This window comes from Mesorhizobium huakuii (assembly GCF_030160235.1).
Lineage (GTDB): Bacteria > Pseudomonadota > Alphaproteobacteria > Rhizobiales > Rhizobiaceae > Mesorhizobium > Mesorhizobium huakuii.
Genome location: NZ_BSNY01000047.1, coordinates 120,669 through 137,934, shown reverse-complemented (window position 1 = coordinate 137,934; position 17,266 = coordinate 120,669). Strand labels below are relative to the sequence as shown.

20 protein-coding genes are annotated in these 17,266 nt (G+C 63.7%); 13 read left to right on the top strand and 7 right to left on the bottom strand.

Features of this window, described 5'->3' with window-relative positions:
• Positions 1-101 precede the first annotated feature (101 nt).
• Entirely contained in the window at positions 102-947 is an 846-nt protein-coding gene (locus tag QQK95_RS22870) for an LOG family protein (RefSeq protein ID WP_284276668.1), read from the top strand.
• Between the two features lie 58 nt (positions 948-1,005).
• On the opposite strand, the gene QQK95_RS22865 is transcribed toward QQK95_RS22870, so the two are convergent.
• Complete coding sequence (locus QQK95_RS22865) at positions 1,006-1,731, bottom strand: pyrimidine 5'-nucleotidase (RefSeq protein ID WP_284276667.1); 726 nt, start codon at positions 1,729-1,731, stop codon at positions 1,006-1,008.
• 161 nt (positions 1,732-1,892) lie between these two features.
• Here QQK95_RS22865 and QQK95_RS22860 point away from each other — a divergent pair, with 161 nt between their 5' ends.
• From QQK95_RS22860 to QQK95_RS22850, 3 genes are all read left to right on the top strand, one after another.
• Positions 1,893-2,654 carry a GGDEF domain-containing protein gene (locus QQK95_RS22860; RefSeq protein ID WP_095203769.1) on the top strand — a complete coding sequence of 254 codons (762 nt, stop codon included), beginning with the start codon at positions 1,893-1,895 and terminating at the stop codon, positions 2,652-2,654.
• A 186-nt stretch (positions 2,655-2,840) separates the two neighbouring features.
• Positions 2,841-3,023, top strand: a complete 183-nt coding sequence (locus tag QQK95_RS22855) for a hypothetical protein (protein ID WP_284276666.1) — start codon at positions 2,841-2,843, stop codon at positions 3,021-3,023.
• Positions 3,020-4,459, top strand: a complete 1,440-nt coding sequence (locus QQK95_RS22850) for a GMC oxidoreductase (protein ID WP_284276665.1) — start codon at positions 3,020-3,022, stop codon at positions 4,457-4,459. Before QQK95_RS22855 ends, QQK95_RS22850 begins: the two co-directional genes overlap by 4 nt.
• A gap of 38 nt (positions 4,460-4,497) precedes the next feature.
• On the opposite strand, the gene QQK95_RS22845 is transcribed toward QQK95_RS22850, so the two are convergent.
• A complete protein-coding gene (locus QQK95_RS22845; protein ID WP_284276664.1) occupies positions 4,498-5,709 on the bottom strand; it encodes an FAD-dependent oxidoreductase in 1,212 nt (403 codons plus the stop codon).
• A 2-nt stretch (positions 5,710-5,711) separates the two neighbouring features.
• Entirely contained in the window at positions 5,712-5,879 is a 168-nt protein-coding gene (locus QQK95_RS22840; RefSeq protein WP_284276663.1) for a hypothetical protein, read from the bottom strand.
• Between the two features lie 96 nt (positions 5,880-5,975).
• Here QQK95_RS22840 and QQK95_RS22835 point away from each other — a divergent pair, with 96 nt between their 5' ends.
• Positions 5,976-6,473, top strand: a complete 498-nt coding sequence (locus tag QQK95_RS22835; RefSeq protein ID WP_284276662.1) for a MarR family winged helix-turn-helix transcriptional regulator — start codon at positions 5,976-5,978, stop codon at positions 6,471-6,473.
• Between the two features lie 52 nt (positions 6,474-6,525).
• Here the strand turns inward: QQK95_RS22835 and QQK95_RS22830 are convergent, their stop codons facing one another.
• Positions 6,526-7,158: a TetR/AcrR family transcriptional regulator gene (locus tag QQK95_RS22830; RefSeq protein WP_284276661.1), complete on the bottom strand. Its 633-nt coding sequence runs from the start codon at positions 7,156-7,158 to the stop codon at positions 6,526-6,528.
• A 102-nt stretch (positions 7,159-7,260) separates the two neighbouring features.
• On the opposite strand from QQK95_RS22830, the gene QQK95_RS22825 reads away from it, so the two are divergent.
• Positions 7,261-7,665: a VOC family protein gene (locus tag QQK95_RS22825; protein ID WP_284276660.1), complete on the top strand. Its 405-nt coding sequence runs from the start codon at positions 7,261-7,263 to the stop codon at positions 7,663-7,665.
• A gap of 111 nt (positions 7,666-7,776) precedes the next feature.
• On the opposite strand, the gene phhA is transcribed toward QQK95_RS22825, so the two are convergent.
• A complete protein-coding gene (phhA, locus tag QQK95_RS22820; protein ID WP_284276659.1) occupies positions 7,777-8,613 on the bottom strand; it encodes a phenylalanine 4-monooxygenase in 837 nt (278 codons plus the stop codon).
• Between the two features lie 139 nt (positions 8,614-8,752).
• On the opposite strand from phhA, the gene QQK95_RS22815 reads away from it, so the two are divergent.
• From QQK95_RS22815 to QQK95_RS22805, 3 genes are all read left to right on the top strand, one after another.
• On the top strand, positions 8,753-9,229 hold the full coding sequence (locus QQK95_RS22815; protein ID WP_095788497.1) for an Lrp/AsnC family transcriptional regulator: 477 nt from the start codon (positions 8,753-8,755) through the stop codon (positions 9,227-9,229).
• Between the two features lie 112 nt (positions 9,230-9,341).
• Positions 9,342-10,889, top strand: coding sequence for a magnesium-protoporphyrin IX monomethyl ester anaerobic oxidative cyclase (bchE, locus tag QQK95_RS22810; RefSeq protein WP_284276658.1), 1,548 nt, complete (start codon positions 9,342-9,344; stop codon positions 10,887-10,889).
• 164 nt (positions 10,890-11,053) lie between these two features.
• Entirely contained in the window at positions 11,054-11,452 is a 399-nt protein-coding gene (locus QQK95_RS22805; RefSeq protein WP_284276657.1) for a RidA family protein, read from the top strand.
• Between the two features lie 28 nt (positions 11,453-11,480).
• Here the strand turns inward: QQK95_RS22805 and argB are convergent, their stop codons facing one another.
• Together argB and QQK95_RS22795 are read right to left on the bottom strand one after the other, a co-directional pair.
• The gene (argB, locus tag QQK95_RS22800) at positions 11,481-12,374 is read right to left on the bottom strand and encodes an acetylglutamate kinase (RefSeq protein ID WP_056573602.1); all 894 of its coding nucleotides are present in this window, start codon (positions 12,372-12,374) and stop codon (positions 11,481-11,483) included.
• A 333-nt stretch (positions 12,375-12,707) separates the two neighbouring features.
• A complete protein-coding gene (locus QQK95_RS22795) occupies positions 12,708-14,207 on the bottom strand; it encodes an amidase (protein ID WP_284276656.1) in 1,500 nt (499 codons plus the stop codon).
• A gap of 138 nt (positions 14,208-14,345) precedes the next feature.
• Here QQK95_RS22795 and QQK95_RS22790 point away from each other — a divergent pair, with 138 nt between their 5' ends.
• From QQK95_RS22790 to msrB, 4 genes are all read left to right on the top strand, one after another.
• Positions 14,346-14,885, top strand: a complete 540-nt coding sequence (locus tag QQK95_RS22790) for a sigma-70 family RNA polymerase sigma factor (RefSeq protein WP_095203779.1) — start codon at positions 14,346-14,348, stop codon at positions 14,883-14,885.
• Entirely contained in the window at positions 14,882-15,604 is a 723-nt protein-coding gene (locus QQK95_RS22785; protein ID WP_284277048.1) for an anti-sigma factor, read from the top strand. The genes QQK95_RS22790 and QQK95_RS22785 overlap by 4 nt, the downstream gene beginning before the upstream one ends.
• A 224-nt stretch (positions 15,605-15,828) precedes the next feature.
• Positions 15,829-16,386 (top strand): fasciclin domain-containing protein, encoded by a 558-nt coding sequence (locus QQK95_RS22780; protein WP_202361127.1) that lies wholly within the window; start codon positions 15,829-15,831, stop codon positions 16,384-16,386.
• Positions 16,387-16,595: 209 nt separating this feature from the next.
• Positions 16,596-17,099 carry a peptide-methionine (R)-S-oxide reductase MsrB gene (msrB, locus tag QQK95_RS22775; protein WP_284276655.1) on the top strand — a complete coding sequence of 168 codons (504 nt, stop codon included), beginning with the start codon at positions 16,596-16,598 and terminating at the stop codon, positions 17,097-17,099.
• The last annotated feature ends 167 nt before the right edge of the window (positions 17,100-17,266 follow it).

Genomic DNA, 17,266 nt, shown 5'->3' with positions numbered 1-17,266 from the left:
CGGACACGTTTGCGGGACCTGCTTATGTTAAGGCTCAGTGGGGGTCAATCGCACCTGCGTCATGGGACGGCGCAGTCAAGGAAATTTGGACGGGTAATTTGATGACACCTATGGAAAAGGCGGGATGGACGCCGCTGCCGCATTCGGACGAGGATCTGGAGCGGTCGAAAAGCGTGCCGGACACGCCGCAAACGCGGGCCGAGACCTACCGGCTTGCCTGGAACGACCCCGACTTCATGACGCGGCGCGAATTGCGCGCGGTGCGTCTGCAGCTCGAACTCCTGAAGCCGGAAATGATCCTGGCCGAGCGCGGCATCCGTTCGACGGTGATCCTGTTTGGCGGCGCGCGCCTGCCGGAACCCGGCGGCGAGGCCTGGGCGGCCAAGAACGAGACGCAGAAGAAGAATCTCGAGGAAAACAGCAAATATTACGAGGAAGCGCGCAAATTCGCTCGCCTGTGCTCGCAGCAGTCGGCCGCCTCATATTACCGCGAATATGTCGTGGTGACCGGCGGCGGCCCGGGCGTGATGGAAGCGGGAAACCGCGGCGCCGACGATGTCGGCGCGCCGTCGATCGGGCTCAACATCGTGCTGCCGCATGAGCAGGCGCCGAACGCCTATGTGACGCCGGAGCTGTGTTTCAACTTCCACTATTTCGCCATCCGCAAGATGCATTTCGTCATGCGCGCCAAGGCAGTGGCGGTATTTCCCGGCGGCTTCGGCACGATGGACGAGTTCTTCGAGACGCTGACGCTGATCCAGACCGGGCGCATGGAGCGTGTGCCAGTGATCTTGTTCGGCAAATCCTTCTGGAAACGCGCGATCAACCTCGACTTCCTCGCCGAGCAAGGCACGATCAGCCCCGGCGACCAGGACATCATCGATTTCGTCGACACCGCCGACGAGGCCTGGGGGATCATCAGCCGGTTCTACAAGTTAGGGGAGTAGGGCAGCAGGAGGATAAGGCGTTTGCAGTCGCTGCTTCCAGATCAATTTCCCCTACTGCCTATTCCCTACTGCCTGTTGCCTGTTCTCCGGCAATTATCCCCGTCAGGAACCCCGCCAGATCGTCGGTGACAAAATCGACGTCATCTTCCTGGGCGGGATCGCGTTCCCAGATCTCGGCGAAGGTCGGCTCGAAATTGCGCGGCACCACCAGCACGGTGGTCATGCCCAGCGCCTTCGGCACCTCCAGGTTGCGGGCGAGATCCTCGAACATCACCGCATTGTGGCCGGTGACGGCGTGCAGCGCGGCGAACTTCTCGTAGGTCTGGCGCGCCGGCTTGGGGTTGAGGCCGGCGGCGACGATATCGAAGATGTCGTCGAAATGGTCGAGGATGCCGAGTTGGCGCGCGGTGCGCTCGGCGTGCCGGCGGTCGCCATTGGTGAAGATGAACTTGCGGCCGGGAAGCTGGCGAATGGCGGTGCCCAGGACAGGGTCGGGCACCAGCCACGAATAATCGATGTCATGCACCTTCTCGAGGAAATCATCGGGATCGATGCCATGGCGCGTCATCAGCCCGTTCAGGGTCGTGCCATATTCGAGATAAAGCTCCTTCTGCAGCTTGCGTGCCTCCTCGCGCGGCAGCGACAGCAGCTCCCCGACATAGGCGGTCATCTTGACGTCGATCTGCGAGAACAGGTTCGAATGATGTGGATAGAGCGTGTTGTCGAGGTCGAACACCCAGTCGGTGACATGGGCGAAGCGGGCGGGATCAGGCTGCGTGGTCATGCGCTCCTTATGGCATGAAACGCGGATTCTGGAAGGACTTTATCCACAACTTCCACGCGCTTTTAGTGGCATAAATGGCCGCAAGATTCAAATTTTAGGCAACCGGGAAAGGTGGCCTTCAGGGCTTGCTGGCACAGAGACAGTCCTGTGGGGAGCCCGCGATGAACAGCATCATTCTGAAATCCGCCGCTATCGCTTTTGCCTCCGTCGCCGCCTCGCTTCTTCTGACGCTGATCATCGTTCCGGCCCTGGGATTCCCGATCAACCGAACGATCTGGCTGACCTCGACGCTCTGTCCGCTGGTGCTTGCATGGGTGGCCTGCGCGAGCACCTTCTGGCAGAGCGACAGGCTGAAGAACGCGCACCGCGAGCTGGCCCGGGCACACGCCCAGCTTGCCGCCGCACACCGCCGCCTGTCGGAGAAAGCCAGCCGCGACGACATGACCGGCATGCTCAACCGCGAGAGTTTCTTTGCCGCGCTGGACGGTTCCCGGCGCAAGTCCGACCGCGGCGCGCTGCTGATCATCGACGCCGATCATTTCAAGAAGATCAATGACAGTTTCGGCCACCTGACCGGCGACGACGCGCTGCTGCTGATCGCCAGCGCCATCGAGCGCGGCGTGCGCAGCGGCGACGTGCTTGGCCGCATCGGCGGCGAGGAGTTCGGCGCGTTTCTGGTCGGCGCCACCGAGCAGGAAGCCAAGCGTGTCGCCGAACGCATTCGCCGCGAGGTCGAGCTGATCCGCTTCCGGCCGGTGGACGAACGGACCATTCCGCTGACCGTCAGCATCGGCGGCACCGTCTGCGGCGAGGATGTCAACGTATCGGAACTGATGCGCGCCGCGGACCGGCGTCTCTACCAGGCCAAGCATCGCGGCCGCAACCTGACGATCCTCGATACGGACATTTCCGCGGCCGCCTGAGCCGGCCGGTCCGGCACACCTCGCCCGTTAAGGAATTTCTAACTCTGTTTGCATTCGGTTGTACCGCTTGCCCGCCTTTTCAATGCCTTGGGGCCGGCCTTGGCACGATACTGGCCTCTGTGACGATGCGTGTGCCGTTCGGGGAATGTCATGCGCGCATCGAAGCCCCTATCCGAGAGACCCGGCATGAGTTTCTTCAAAAAAATGTCGCGCCGCACGCTCGTGCAGGCGCTGATCGCCCTGCCCGCCCTGTCCCTGTTCCGCAAGCTGCCTGAAGCCGACGCCGCCCATGCCGGTCCTTCAAGGGCCGACCCGAATGAAATCGTCGAGGTCAATGGCTGGATCCTGAAGCGGAGCGACCTGGCATGATCTTCGACAGCTATGAGGCGTATCGCGCCGCCAACTTCAAACCCAAGGTCTGCATCCTCGGTTCGGGTCCGGCCGGCACCACCATTGCCCGCAAGCTGGGCGCCGCCGGCATCCCGGTGGTGGTGCTGGAGGCCGGCTCGCGGGAGTTCAGCGACGAGTCGCAGGATTTCTACCGCGGCACCACGGTCGGCGATTTCTATTTCGATCTCGACATCACCCGGCTGCGGTATATGGGCGGCAGCTCCAACCATTGGGCCGGCTGGTGCCGGGTGCTCGACAAACAGGATTTCGAACCGAAGGCCTGGGCGCCCGACACAGGCTGGCCGATCCGTCGCGCCGACATCGAACCCTATCTGCCCGAGGTGCACGATATCCTCGACCTTCCCGATTTCCGGCCAGATGTGCCGATCTCGGACGACATACGCTGGGTGCAGCTGATCAAGAGCCCGGCGGTGCGCTTCGGCGAGAAATTCGCCGGCGAGCTCGACAAGAGCCGCAACATCGCCGTCGTGCTCGACACCTATGCCACCGAGCTTGCCGGCGACGGCAAACGCGTGACCGGCGCCAAACTGTGGTCCAACGGCCAGGACGCCGGCGCCTTCAGCGCCGACTATTTCATCGTCTGCACCGGCGGGCTGGAGAATTCGCGGCTGCTTCTGTGGTCGAACCAGCGCTCCAATGGCGGCGTGGTGCCGAATGCAACAGCGCTCGGCCGCTACTGGATGGAGCACCCGACCTTCGAGGGCGGCAATGCCATCCTGGCCGACTACGGCGAGTTCGAGGTCGATGCCGTCAACGAGGCCTTCTTCTCGCCGACGCTTGCGGCGATGGAGCGCCTGCGGATCATGAATTTCGGCATAAGGCTGATCGAGATGCCCTATGCCGGCGTCAAGCATGTGATTGCCGACCTCGCCTGCACGGCGCCCGACATGGCCGAATGGGTCGCCTATCAGCTCGGCCAGAACCTGCGCTGCGCGGCCCAGCTCTATGTCGCCTGGGAACAGGCGCCGCTGGCCTCCAACCAGATCGAACTGTCGAAGACCGATGTCGACCATGCCGGCGTGCCGCGCATCGAGCTGCACTGGAAGAAATCGGAGCTCGAACGCCGCACGCTTGTCGAAGGCCTGAAGCTGTTCGGAACGACGCTCATCGAGAAGGATCTCGGCCGTGTCCGTCTGATGGACTGGATCGCCAATGGCGAGGATTATCCGACCAACGAGGAGACCGCTGGCCACCATCACATGGGCGGCACGCGCATGGGCACCGACGTCACCAGGAGCGTGGTGGACGCCAATTGCAAGGTGCACGGCATGGACAACCTCTATGTCGGCGGCTCCTCGGTGTTCTGCACGTCCGGTCAAGCCAACCCGACGACGACGATCACGGCGCTGGCCTGCCGGCTGGGTGACCATCTGAGCAAGGTGGTCTCGGTCTGAACGGTCTTTCCGCGCCCACGACCGGCGCGGAAATCCGATCAGACCGACGGCTTTTCGAGCGGCGCCAAGTCGGCACGGTAGCGCGTCATGGCGCGGGTCGTGCGCGCGCCGAAGCGGATGAAGAGCGGCAGCATCAGGTCGCGCAGGAACAGAGCGACGCGGCCTTTCACCTGCTTTTGCGAGCCGATCCGCCGGCTGACCTTGACGATGTGCTCTACGCGGTCCTGGCGCAGCGTCTGAAAGGCGGCGAAGGCCTGCGCCGGCAGCGGTGCCGCATCCAGGCACGCGGCCAGCACCACGGCGTCCTCGATGGCCATCGACGCACCCTGCCCGGAGTGCGGCGAGACGGCGTGCGCGGCATCGCCCAGCAGGACCACCCGGCCGGTGTGCCATTTTGGCAGATGCAGCATGTCGAACACGGGATAGGTGCGCGGGATCTGCGTGACGGTGTCGACGATCTGTCGGATCGTGTGGGGATCGCCGGCATGCAACCGGCGAACGGTTGCCGCCAGATGCAGGGGATCGGGCTTCGCCAGGGCGGCATCCTCGTCCAGCGGAAAGGACGAGAACCATAGCACCGGCCCGCCATCCGGTTTCATGTAGCCGAAGAAGGCCTTCTTGCCGAACACCATATGCATCAGGCCGGCGGTCGGTTCGACAAAGGGCAGTTCCGCCACGCCGCCGACGCCGGTCAATCCGGTATAGACAGGATCCGGGGAGGCCGGAAAACAGGCGCGACGGACGCGCGACCAGACACCATCGCAACCGGCCAGCCACGCGGCATCGACAGTGGCGCCATTGCCGAAGGCAAGGCGCACACAATCGGCCCGGTCTTCGATCTCAGTAAGCGCATGGCCAAAACGGATATCGGCGCCAAGCGCCAGTGCTTCGTCCAGTAGCGCGCCGAGCAGGTCCGAGCGCCGCAGCGTGACGCTTTCGGCGCCCGCTTCGCGCATCGATTGCTGCTCGTCGAGATGGATAAGCCGGCGTCCGGCGGCGTTCATGATCTCGAAGCCAAGGGTGCGAATGCCCAGCGCGCTTACGCGCCCGGCAAGCCCAAGCGACCGCAACGCGTTGATGCCGTTGGGCGCCAAGGTGAGGAAGACACCTTCGCTCAACGCTTCGCGCGACCGTGCCTCGAACAGACGGACGCCAAGCCCTTGCCGGCGAAGCATGACGGCAAGGGCCAGCCCGGCAACGCCGGCGCCAATGATGGCGACCGGCAATGCCGAGGGGGTGGTGAGCGCCATCTTCACAGGCCCTGGATGGCGATGCGCACCAGCACGGCCGCGGCGGCAAGCGCCACGAGCAGGATGCCGAGGCCGATGGGGGAACCCCAGCCATACCATTTCATCGCCAGCTTGGCGTATTTGAATTCATCCTCCTGGGAGAGGGGGGTGCGTTGTTGAATCGAGCTCATTTTTTCACTCCTTGTCGGCGGCCGGCCCCTTGCCTTGTCGGCGCTACGGTCGCATATTGCTGCGATGGTCTAAATGTTAGGCGGATTGATAATTAGATGATCGAAATAAATTCGTCAAGCGGGCATCACGACGAAATGACGACCGCGATCGGCCTTGCCGTCATGCAATGGCAGGACGCTACACAGGCCTATGACGAAGCGGTGGGAACGAGGCTCGGGCTGAACATGGCCGAGCGCCATTGCATCGGGCTGCTTTATGGCGGCCCGCAATCGGCCGGCGCGATCGCGACCGCGACCGGGCTGACGCCCGCCGCGGTGACGGCGCTGATCGACCGGCTGGAGGCTCGCGGCCTGCTGACGCGCACGCGCAGCCTCGAGGACAGGCGCAAGGTGGTGATCGAAGCGACCGAAGCGACCAGGGAGTTGTCGGCGCGCTATTACGGCGCCATCGCCAAGGAGGGAGAGAAGGTGATCGCCACTTTCAGCGACGCCGAACTCGCGACCATATCGCGCTTCGTCAACGCCGCGCTCGACCTGCAGCGCGCCCAGCTTGCGCGGCTGAAGGCCGAGGGGGCTGACACCCCCGTGCGATAGGGGCGCCATTGTGTTCGCGGTGTCGCCCGCAAAATGTCGGCAGGGGTCGAGACTATTTCGGCTTGACCCCATAGGTGACAAGAAACGCCTCGACCGAGGCATCCGCGTGCCGCTCCAGTTCGGCCCTGGAGCGCCGGTTGCTTCCCGTGAACATGGCTTCGTTCATGGGGATCCAGAGAAGCATTCCAAAAAGATGGCTGGCCGCCAGATAGGGATCACTGGTCTGTATCAGTCCTCGACTGGTGAGCTTTTGAAAGCAGGACGCCGTCGAGTTGAGCATGCGCTCAAAACCTTTTTCGTACCAAGCGCGGCCTAGCTGCGGCATTCGATCCGCGTTGGCGATAATCAAGCGCCGCAGCTTCAACACCTCTTCATCCATGAGAACCGCTATCAGACGTCGGGCAAGCTGCTGCAGGCCGCCTTCCATGAATTTCGCCTCGGAAAGCAGCGTCGTCACGGACTCGATGATGTCGTTGACCTGGGTGGCGGTTGACAGGACGACTTCGCCGAACAGCGTCTCCTTGTCGGTGAAATGCTTGTAGACGGTCTGCTTGGAAGCCCCCGCCTTGGTGGCTATTTCCTCCATGCTGGTCCCGTCGTAACCCTTGCTGATGAACGCCGCCGTGGCCGCCTGGATGATTTCACGATCCTTGCGTGCCGATCTGGTCTCGCCGTCGGTTTTCATGGCGTCCTCCTAACCAGTACTAGACGGTGCCGTTCCCGTATGATAGCCATATAACGGTACTGGACTGACTAGTACCTGTCAACGAAGGCAAGGCTTAGACCGATGACCAAGATGATCTTCATAAATCTGCCGGTGCGCGATCTGCAGGCAGCGACCAATTTCTATCTCGCGATCGGGGGCACGCTCAATCCGCAGTTCTCGAACGACCAGGCCAGCTCGATCATGTTCTCCGACGCGATTGGGGTGATGTTGCTGACGCACCAGCATTACGGCCAGTTCACAACGCGCCAGATCGGCGACGCCAGGCGCGACAGCCAGATGCTGATCGCACTCACCGCCGGCAGCAAGGACGAGGTCAATGCCACAATCGAGAAGGGCGTGGCGGCCGGCGGCCGCGCCGATCCCAACCCCGCGCAGGACCTCGGCTTCATGTTCAACCGCCACATCGAAGACCCCGACGGCAACGTCTGGGAGTTCCTGTGGATGAACCCCGCCGCCATGCAATAGCCCAGCGGGATCATAGCTTCCAAAGCGCGTCGCGTCGAACACGGATTGGTGCGACGCGCCTTGTGTTTCATGCATGTCATTCCCGGGCGGAAACAATCCTCCCGGAATTGTTCAGACCGTCGCCGGATCGAGTGCCGGCTGGCCCTTGCGGCGCGCGACGATCGCCTCGAAATCGGCGGTCTGGAAGGCGTCCCGCAAGGCGTCGAAGGACGGCAGCACGAAATAGGCGCGCTGGAACTTGTCGATCTCGTAGCCGGTGCGCATCACCGTTTCGAGGTCGAAGGGCACATGGTGGGCGTCCTTGCCCTCGACGGCGAACTGCAATTCGGTGAAGGACGACATCAGGCCGGCGCCAAAAGCCTTCAGCGGCTGGCCGGCCTCCTGCATCAGGCCATATTCGGCCGTATACCAGTAGAGCCGGGTGATCATTTCGTCGCCACCGAGCGCGATGATGTCGCCGGCCTTCCTGCCATACATCTGCATGAAGTCGGCGAACACCGGCTGGGACAGCACCGGCACGTGGCCGAAGAAATCATGGAACATGTCCGGTTCGACGATGTAGTCGAGCTCCTGCCTAGTGCGCAGCCAGTTGGTGACCGGGAAACGGCGATTGGCGAGATGGTCGAAAAAGGGGGCGGCGGGAATGAGGCCGGGGACGGCAACGATCTCCCAGCCGGTCAGCTTGCGCAGCTTGGTGCTGACGTCCTCGAAATCGGGGATGCGGTCGAGCAGGCCGAGCTTTTCGACACCGTCGAGATAGGAATGGTGGGCGAGCTTGCGCGTCAGCTTGGTCTGGCGGTCGCACAGAGTGCGCCACACCGCTTGTTCCTCGTCGCTGTAGTCATAGCCCTGCGCCACGGTGAAATCGGCACGGCAGACCGAATAGTCGCCGCGCAACCCCTGCGCCGCGCAATCGCGGGCATATTCGGCAACACTCATCGTCGTCATGGTTTTTCTCCTCGCAAATCGGCAATGGCAAACGTGTCCGGAGGCTAGCCGGATTTGCCGAGGCAATTTGGTTTTGATGATGGCTGATCAGCGATATTCTGGATAATATTCACTCACAATCCGCATCGGAGGAGTGAAAATGCCTCAATTTGACGACTTCGAGATCAAGATGCTCGATGTGCTGCAACGCGACGGGCGCAAGCCCGTCTCCGAACTGGCGCAAGAGATCGGCCTGTCGACGACGCCATGCGCGCGGCGCTTCGAGGCGCTGCAGGATGCCGGCATCATCAAGGGCTTTGCCGCGGTGATCAGCCGCCGCGCGGTCGGCCTGATGGTCGAGGTGTTCATCCAGGTGCGCCTGGTCAGCCACAGCGACGGCTCGCCGGAAAAGTTCATTGCCGCGGTGCAGCGCATGGACGAGGTGTCGTCGTGCTGGACGATGACCGGCGACCATGACTTCCTGCTGCATGTGATGGTGCCGTCGGTCGACGAGCTCAACGCCTTCGTCATGCACCGGCTGATGCGGCTCGACGGCGTGCGTGACGTCCACACGCAGCTGGTGCTGCAGAACATCAAGGGACCCGGCCACGTGCCGCTCGCGCATCTCAGGAAGTAGCGCCATCTCCAGCGCTCCTGCGGAAAAGCTGCACGCAAACTGCTGAAACGGGCCAATCGGGCGGCTAGATCGCCGGCCAGCATATGCGGACCAACTTCCGAAGAGGTCCGCCATGAAGATCGTCCTGATCAATCCGCCGCACACCGCCATCGGCAGCCGCGTGCCGGACGACCATCTGCCGCCGCTTGGCCTGCTGGCGATCGGTGGCCCGCTGATCGATGCCGGCCACGATTTGCGGCTCGTCGATGCCGAATTCGGGCCGATGCCGCTTGAAAAGGTGGTGCGCGACGCCCTGGACGGCTTTCCGGACTTCGTCCTGATCGGCCATTCCGGATCGACCTCGGCGCACCCGACCGCCTTGCTGATCGCAGAAATGATCAAGCAGCGCGAGCCGGCGACGATCGTCATCTATGGCGGCGTCTTCCCCACCTATCACTGGCGCGACATACTGGAGGCGACCGACGTCTTCGACTTCATCGTGCGCGGCGAGGGCGAGGCTACGGTGGTGGCGCTGGTCGAGGCGCTGGAAATGCACCAGCCGGCGGCGAGCGTCGCGGGCATCGCCTTCCGCGACGATCTGCGACGACCCTTCGCCACGCAGCCGGCCATGACCATTGCCGATCTCGACGCCTACCGCGTCGGCTGGGAGCTGATCGACCTCAGCCGTTACAGCTATTGGGGCGGCAAGCGCGCGGTGGTGATGCAGTTTTCGCGAGGCTGTCCGCATCTGTGCAACTATTGCGGCCAGCGCGGCTTCTGGACGCGCTGGCGGCATCGCGACCCCAGAAGGTTCGCGCAGGAGATCGCCTGGCTGCATCGCGAACATGGCGTCGAGCTGATCAACCTCGCCGACGAGAACCCGACCGTTTCGAAGAAGGCCTGGCGCGCCTTTCTCGACGCGCTGATCGCCGAGAACGTGCCGGTGCTGATCGTCGGCTCGACGCGTGCCGACGACATCGTGCGCGACGCCGACATCCTGCATCTCTACCGCAAGGCCGGTGTCATCCGCTGGCTGCTCGGTATGGAAAACACCGATGAGCAGACGCTGCAATTGATCCGCAAGGGCGGCAGCACCTCATCCGACCGCGAGGCGATAAGGCTGCTGCGAAAGCATGGCATATTGTCGATGGCGACCTGGGTGGCAGGCTTCGAGGATGAAGGGTTTCGCGACCTGTGGCGCGGCTTTCGCCAGCTCATCGCCTATGACCCCGACCAGATCCAGGCGCTCTACGTGACGCCGCATCGCTGGACGCCGTTCTTCCGCATCGCGCGCGACCGCAAGGTCATCCAGAAGGATGCCCGGCTGTGGGACTACAAGCACCAGGTGCTGCAGATGACGCGGATGAAGCCGTGGATGCTGTTCTTCAGCGTCAAGCTGATCGAGCTCGCCGTGCAGTCGCGGCCGAAGGCGCTGGCGCGCATCCTGTTGCACCCCGACCCCGAGCAGCGGCACTCGATGCGCTGGTACACCAAGATGGGCCGCCGCGTCTGGTTCCGCGAGGTCTGGGGCTTCCTGGCTCGCGACGGCAGGGTGAAGGACGGCCCGACGCTTGCCGAATTCTGGGGCGCGCCGCAGGATGCCGAAGAGGAATCGATGACCGTCGCACGCCCGCCGCGCAGGCCGGCCGAAGCCGCCGCCGCGATCTCGCCGGGCGCCTGACCGCTCGCGGCTCTCTCACAAAAATACGCCGCGTATGCATATTGACATACGCAGCGTATGCACCCACATCGGGCCTACGGGGCGTATGTGAATTGCCCCGAACAGTGGAGCGCAGGTCGCGATCATCGGGAGATCGGGCCTGCCTTCGGTTGGATGGAGTGAATATGACCAAACGCGATGCAATCTTCCCCGCCGGCCGGCAGGCTCTCTATGACATCAACCGCTATTCGGCGGCGATCCGCTCGGGAGATCTTCTGTTCGTCTCCGGCCAGGTCGGCAGCCGCGAGGACGGGTCACCCGAGCCTGTCTTCGAAAAACAGGTCCAGCTTGCCTTCGACAATCTCGCGGCCGTGCTGAAGGCCGCCGGCTGCACATTCGACGACATTGTCGACGTCACCACGTTCCACACCGATCCCGCCGCGCAGTGGCAGGCGATTGACGCCGTCCGGATGAAGGTGTTCGGGGAACCGCCCTACACGAACTGGACCGCGGTGGGCGTGACCTGGCTGGCGGGCTTCGACTTCGAGATAAAGGTCGTCGCGCGCCTTCCGCAGCCGACCTGATCGGCTGAGGCAAGCGACCAGGAGTGGCTCAGGGCACGATCAGCGTGCCGGCGCCGTGTTCGGTGAAGAGTTCGAGCAGCACCGAATGCGGCGTCTTGCCGTTGAGGATAACGACGCCTTCGACGCCGCGCTCGATCGCCTCGATGCAGGTCTCGACCTTGGGGATCATGCCGCCCGAGACCGTGCCGTCCTTGATCAGCGCCCTGGCCTCGGCGACGGTCAATTCGTCGATCAGCTTCTTGTTCTTGTCGAGCACGCCCGGCACGTCGGTGAGGAACAAAAGCCGCGAGGCCTTGCAGGCGCCGGCAATGGCGCCGGCGAAAGTGTCTGCGTTGATGTTGTAGGTGTGGCCGTCGCGGCCGGGCGCCACCGGCGCCAGCACCGGGATCATTTCGGAACGGGCGAGAAGGTCGAGCAGCGTGCGGTCGACCTCGACCGGCTCGCCGACGAAGCCGAGATCGAGCACCCGCTCGATGTTGGAATCCGGGTCGATCATGGTCTTGCGCGCCTTTTCGGCGAACACCATGTTGCCGTCCTTGCCACATAGGCCGATCGCCCATTCGCCTTCGGCGTTGATCAGCGCGACGATCTCCTTGTTGATCGAGCCGGCCAGCACCATCTCGACGATCTCGACCGTCTTCTGGTCGGTGACGCGCAGCCCACCCTCGAATTTGGACTCGATGCCCATCTTGGTCAGCATGGCGCCGATCTGCGGCCCGCCGCCATGAACGACGATCGGGTTGACGCCGGACTGTTTCAACAGCGCGATGTCGCGGGCAAAAGCCTTGCCGAGCTCGATGTCGCCCATGGCGTGGCCGCCATATTTCACCACGACGGTCTTGTGTTCGTAGCGCTGCATGTAGGGCAGAGCGCGCGACAGCAGGGCGGCCTGCATTTCGGCGGTGGCGGCGATATCCGTCATCGGGCGGTTCCCTGGATATGGGTAAGACGGCGGCGTCTTAGCGGGAATTGGCGCGGGGGGCAAATGGTTCGGCGGGTGTTGTCGTCCGATGCAGGCGAATTATTCCCATTCGATCCGAAGGCCGCCTTCGGCAATCAACTCGAGAGCATCCTCGATGTCGTGAGTGCCAGGAATAGGTGCTCGGAAGCGCTGCATCGAGTTGGGCGACCGTGATAGACCCGCGCTCCTGATACTGGCTGATCAGCGCGAGGATCGCGTCTCGAACGTGGTCTGGCAGGCCGGGGTGTTCGCTCATTCGCCATGAAATGAGGCAGGACACCTAACTTTCAAGGCTCAACCTTGGGGTACCATCAGCGGCGCCCTGCGGCCGAGCCAACCCGAAAGCTTCTCCATCTGCGCGGCGAAGGACAAAAGCGTCTCCTCGTCGCCCGGGCGCCCGGCGGCCTGGATGCCGAGCGGCAGGCCGGCCTCGGTGACATGGACGGGCAGCGCGATCGATGGCTGGCCGCTGACATTGTGGATTGCCGGCCAGTGCGTGAACAAAAGGCTCTTGTCCATCAGTTGGCCGAACAAGGGTTTCAGCTTCAGCAAAGGCGTCAGGTGGAGCTTGTCGAGCAGGTTTTCGATCAGCTCGTCGGCGCCTTTCGGATTCATGGCGCCACAGGCGAGCGGCGGGTGCGCGATAACAGGCATCAGCACGGCGTCATACTGCGCGGTTTCCTCGATCATCCGGCGCGAGGCGGCATGCAGCCGCTGCAGGCCGGCATAGATCTCGCCGGCCGAGACCATTTCGCCCAACCGGCCGAGCACGCGCGTGGCGCGCTCGACTTCGCCGGTGACGGAACGGCCGACGCGCAACGCTTCGGCCCGCAGCGTGCCGGCGACGGCGGAAGCAACCGTCCTGCAGAAATCGGCCAGGAAATCACGGCCGATGAAGGCCAGGTCGATCTCAACGACGGTGTGGCCGCCCTCGCGCGCAAGCGCCACGGCCGTGTCGAGCGCTTTCATCGTCTCGGCCGAGATCGGCAAGCCAAGCGGCGACTTGCGGTAGACGGCGAGGCTGAGTTTGCCGGGATCGCGCGCGGCAGCGGCGGCGAACGTGCCCTTCGGAGGCAGTGCCGCATAGGGCGACAGGGAGTCGGGACCGTGGGTGAGGTCGAGCAGCAGCGCGCTATCGCGCACCGAGCGGGTGACGGCATGGTCGACCACCATGCCGTACCAGCTCTCGCTGACCAGCGGCGTCAGCGGGATGCGGCCGCGCGAGGTCTTGAGGCCGACCAGGCCCGTACAGGCGGAAGGCACTCGGATCGAGCCCCCGCCATCGGAGGCGTGCGCCACCGGCACCACGCCGGCAGCGACCAGGGCCGCCGCGCCCCCCGACGAACCGCCGCTGGTGTGGCCGGTGTTCCAGGGATTGCGGGTGATGCCGAAGGCCTTGGATTCGGTCATCAGCCGCAGCCCGTGTTCCGGCGATGTCGAGGTGACGATCGGAACCAGCCCGGCGGCGAGATAGCGATCGGTCATCACCGAATTGACGTCGGGCACCGAGGCCGGAATGCGGCTGCCGCCATGCGACGGCACACCCTTGATGGCGATGCCGAGATCCTTGATGGCAAAGGGCACGCCCGCCAGCGGCAGCGAGCGGTCCATGGTTTTCGCCCGCGCCCGCGCGGCGTCGTAAAGCGGCTCGGCCGTGGCATTGATTTGAGGCCTTGTGGCCTCGGCGCGCGCGATGGCCGCTTCGGTCAACTCGATCGCCGACAGCTCGCCCTTGCGCACCAGACCGGCGAGGCCGGTCGCGTCTTCTTCCCACAGGATCCGTTCGACCGACATCTGCGCTTCCCCGTTCCCGCCAAGCTAGCCAGCGGCTCATCCCTTGGCAATCGAAGCCTGTGCCTGGACACCGGGACTTTAGGTGGATGGAATATTTCTGGCGTTGCAAATACAACGCAATCGCCTAACTTGGCGCGCATGACGCCGCAGGACATCACCAAGCTGATCGTCCGAACTTCGATGAAGGATCGGGCCGCGTTCGATCTGCTCTACCGGCAGACCAGCGCGAAACTTTTCGGCGTATGCCTTCGTGTATTGAACGACCGGGGAGATGCTGAGGAAGCGCTGCAGGAAGTCTTCGTCAAGATCTGGACGAAGGCGGATCGTTTTGCCGTCTCGGATCTGAGCCCGATCTCCTGGCTGGTGGCAATCGCCCGCAACCACGCGATCGATCGCGTCAGGGCGCGGCGCAAGCCTGCCGCCGATATCGATGCCGCGCTCGACGTGGCCGATCCGGCACCGGGGCCCGAAGCGATGGTGGTGGCGGGCGACGAATCCGAGCGCATCCATCATTGTCTTGAAGAGCTGGAGAAGGACCGGGCGGCGGCCGTCCGGGGCGCTTATCTCAAGGGCGAAAGCTATGCCGAACTGGCGGAGCGCCACGGCGTGCCGCTGAACACGATGCGTACCTGGCTGCGCCGCAGCCTGATGAAACTGAGAGAATGTCTGGAAAGATGACACTGGCAGAGGACAATGGACCGGAACGTGGAGGCGACGACCTGTTCGCCGCCGAATACGTTCTCGGCGTTCTGCCGGTGGAAGAGCGGCAGATCGCGTCCAGGCGCATCGACACCGAGACCGACTTCGCGCGGCTCGTCGATGGCTGGGAGGTTCACCTCTCGCCGCTGGCCGCGGCCTATGCGGAGGTCGAGCCGCCGGCTTCGGTGAAGGCGGCTGTCGATCGCCGGCTGTTTGCGTCGACCGCGGCCACATCGGCCGAGGCGCGTGCGGGCCTGTGGTCCAGCCTCGCCTTCTGGCGCGGCCTTGCCGTCGCGGCTGTTGCGGCGCTCGCTCTCTATGTCGCCGTGCCTTATGTCAATCGGCCGGCTGAACAGCCGCAGGCGCGGCTTGTCGCCTCGCTGGCCGCCGACGGCAGCGATGTAAAATATCTCGCCGTCTATGATTCCGAGCGGCATGACGTCAGCCTTTCGCACGTTTCCGGCACGCTCGCTTCCGGCAAGGACTTCGAACTTTGGATGATCGAGGGCAAGAACGCTCCGGTCTCGATGGGCGTCATCCCGGCCGGCGCTACCGCGCATATCGGGGTCTCGCCCGCCACGCAGCAGAAGCTCGCGCAGGGCGCGGTGCTGGCCGTCAGCCTGGAGCCGGCCGGCGGCTCGCCGACGGGTCAACCGACCGGGCCGGTGGTTGCCGCCGGCGACCTGAAGGGCATCTGACCTGCTGCATCTCGCAGCGAAGCCGTCTCCAGAATGACCTCAATATACCTTAGGTGACACACGTCTAAAATAGGCGCGCGAGCCGGCAAGAAGGTATATAGGGCAATCCTCCTTCCCGGAATAAAAAACAAAAAATCAAGAATATTCTGAAACTCGTGCGTTTGTGTCCCGTATCTCCTCGCGTCCCCAAAAATGGGAAGAGAAACCCGAGGAGTTTGAATATCATGCGTAGATACGCTACCCTTTTGCTTGCCGGTACGATCGCTGTTTCCGCGCTTGCCACCGCCGCCTATGCCGAAAACCCGATGGTCGGCGGCGCCGCCATGTATGCCCAGAAGAACATCGTCGAGAACGCCGTGAACTCGAAGGACCACACGACGCTGGTCGCCGCCGTCAAGGCGGCCGGCCTGGTCGACACGCTGCAGGGCGCCGGTCCGTTCACCGTCTTCGCGCCGACCAACGAGGCCTTCGCGGCGCTGCCGGCCGGCACGGTCGACACGCTGCTCAAGCCCGAGAACAAGGACAAGCTCACCAAGGTCCTGACCTGCCATGTCATCGGCGCCAAGGCGATGGCCGCGGATGTCGCCTCGATGGCCAAGGCCGACGGCGGCACGCACAAGGTCAAGACGGTCGGCGGCTGCGAGCTGTCGCTCAAGGCCGAGGGTGGCAAGGTCACCGTCACCGACGAGAACGGCAATGTCGCCAATGTGACGATCGCCGATGTCGAGCAGTCCAACGGCGTCATCCACGTCATCGACAAGGTTTTGTTGCCGAAGATGTAACAAGGGGTTTGCCGCGGACGAACCTGCGGCAAGAGCTCTCCGCAGATTGCGTCGTCCCGCTCCCGTGATCCGCAATCGACGCGCACGCTCCGCGCCGCCCACAGCCAGCTGTGGAACGGCGCGGAGTGTCGTTTGAGGGCAACCGTCACCGGCTTTTGATTTTTGCGTGGCGGTATAGTTTGGCAAAAGGACAACCGGAGGAACTGGTCATGAACCGTCGCGACTTTCTTTTGAGCGGTGCCGCCGCCATCGGCGTCGTCGGAGCCGCCGCAACCATGCTGCGCATGGGCGGTCCGCAGCCCGCGCTGGCCGCCGAGAAGTTCGAGATCACCAAGACGGACGACGAGTGGAAAGCCATCCTGTCGCCGGCTGCCTTCGACGTGCTGCGCAAGCAAGGCACGGAATATCCGGGCACCAGCCCGCTGCTCAACGAGCATCGCAAGGGCATTTTCGCCTGCGCCGGCTGCGACCTGCCGGTCTATCCTTCTGAGACGAAGTTCGATTCCGGCACCGGCTGGCCGAGCTTCTGGCAAGAGATCGCCAACGGCATCGGCAAGACCGAGGACAGGTCGCTCGGCATGACCCGCACCGAGGTGCATTGCCGCCGCTGCGGCGGCCATCTCGGCCATGTCTTCGACGACGGTCCGGCGCCGACCGGCCTGCGCCACTGCATCAACGGCGTGGCGTTGACCTTCAAGCCGGCCACAGCCTGACGAGATTCGACCGAAACGAAAAACTCCGGGTCTTGCGGCCCGGAGTTTTTTGCGCGGTCAGAGCTTTTCGGGCGTGGACTGGAGGAGCTTCCCGAAACCGCTGCCCACGTCTGTGTTTCTGTTCTTGACGCAATTCCTGTGGGGAAACCGCTTCACGCTTTTCCTGG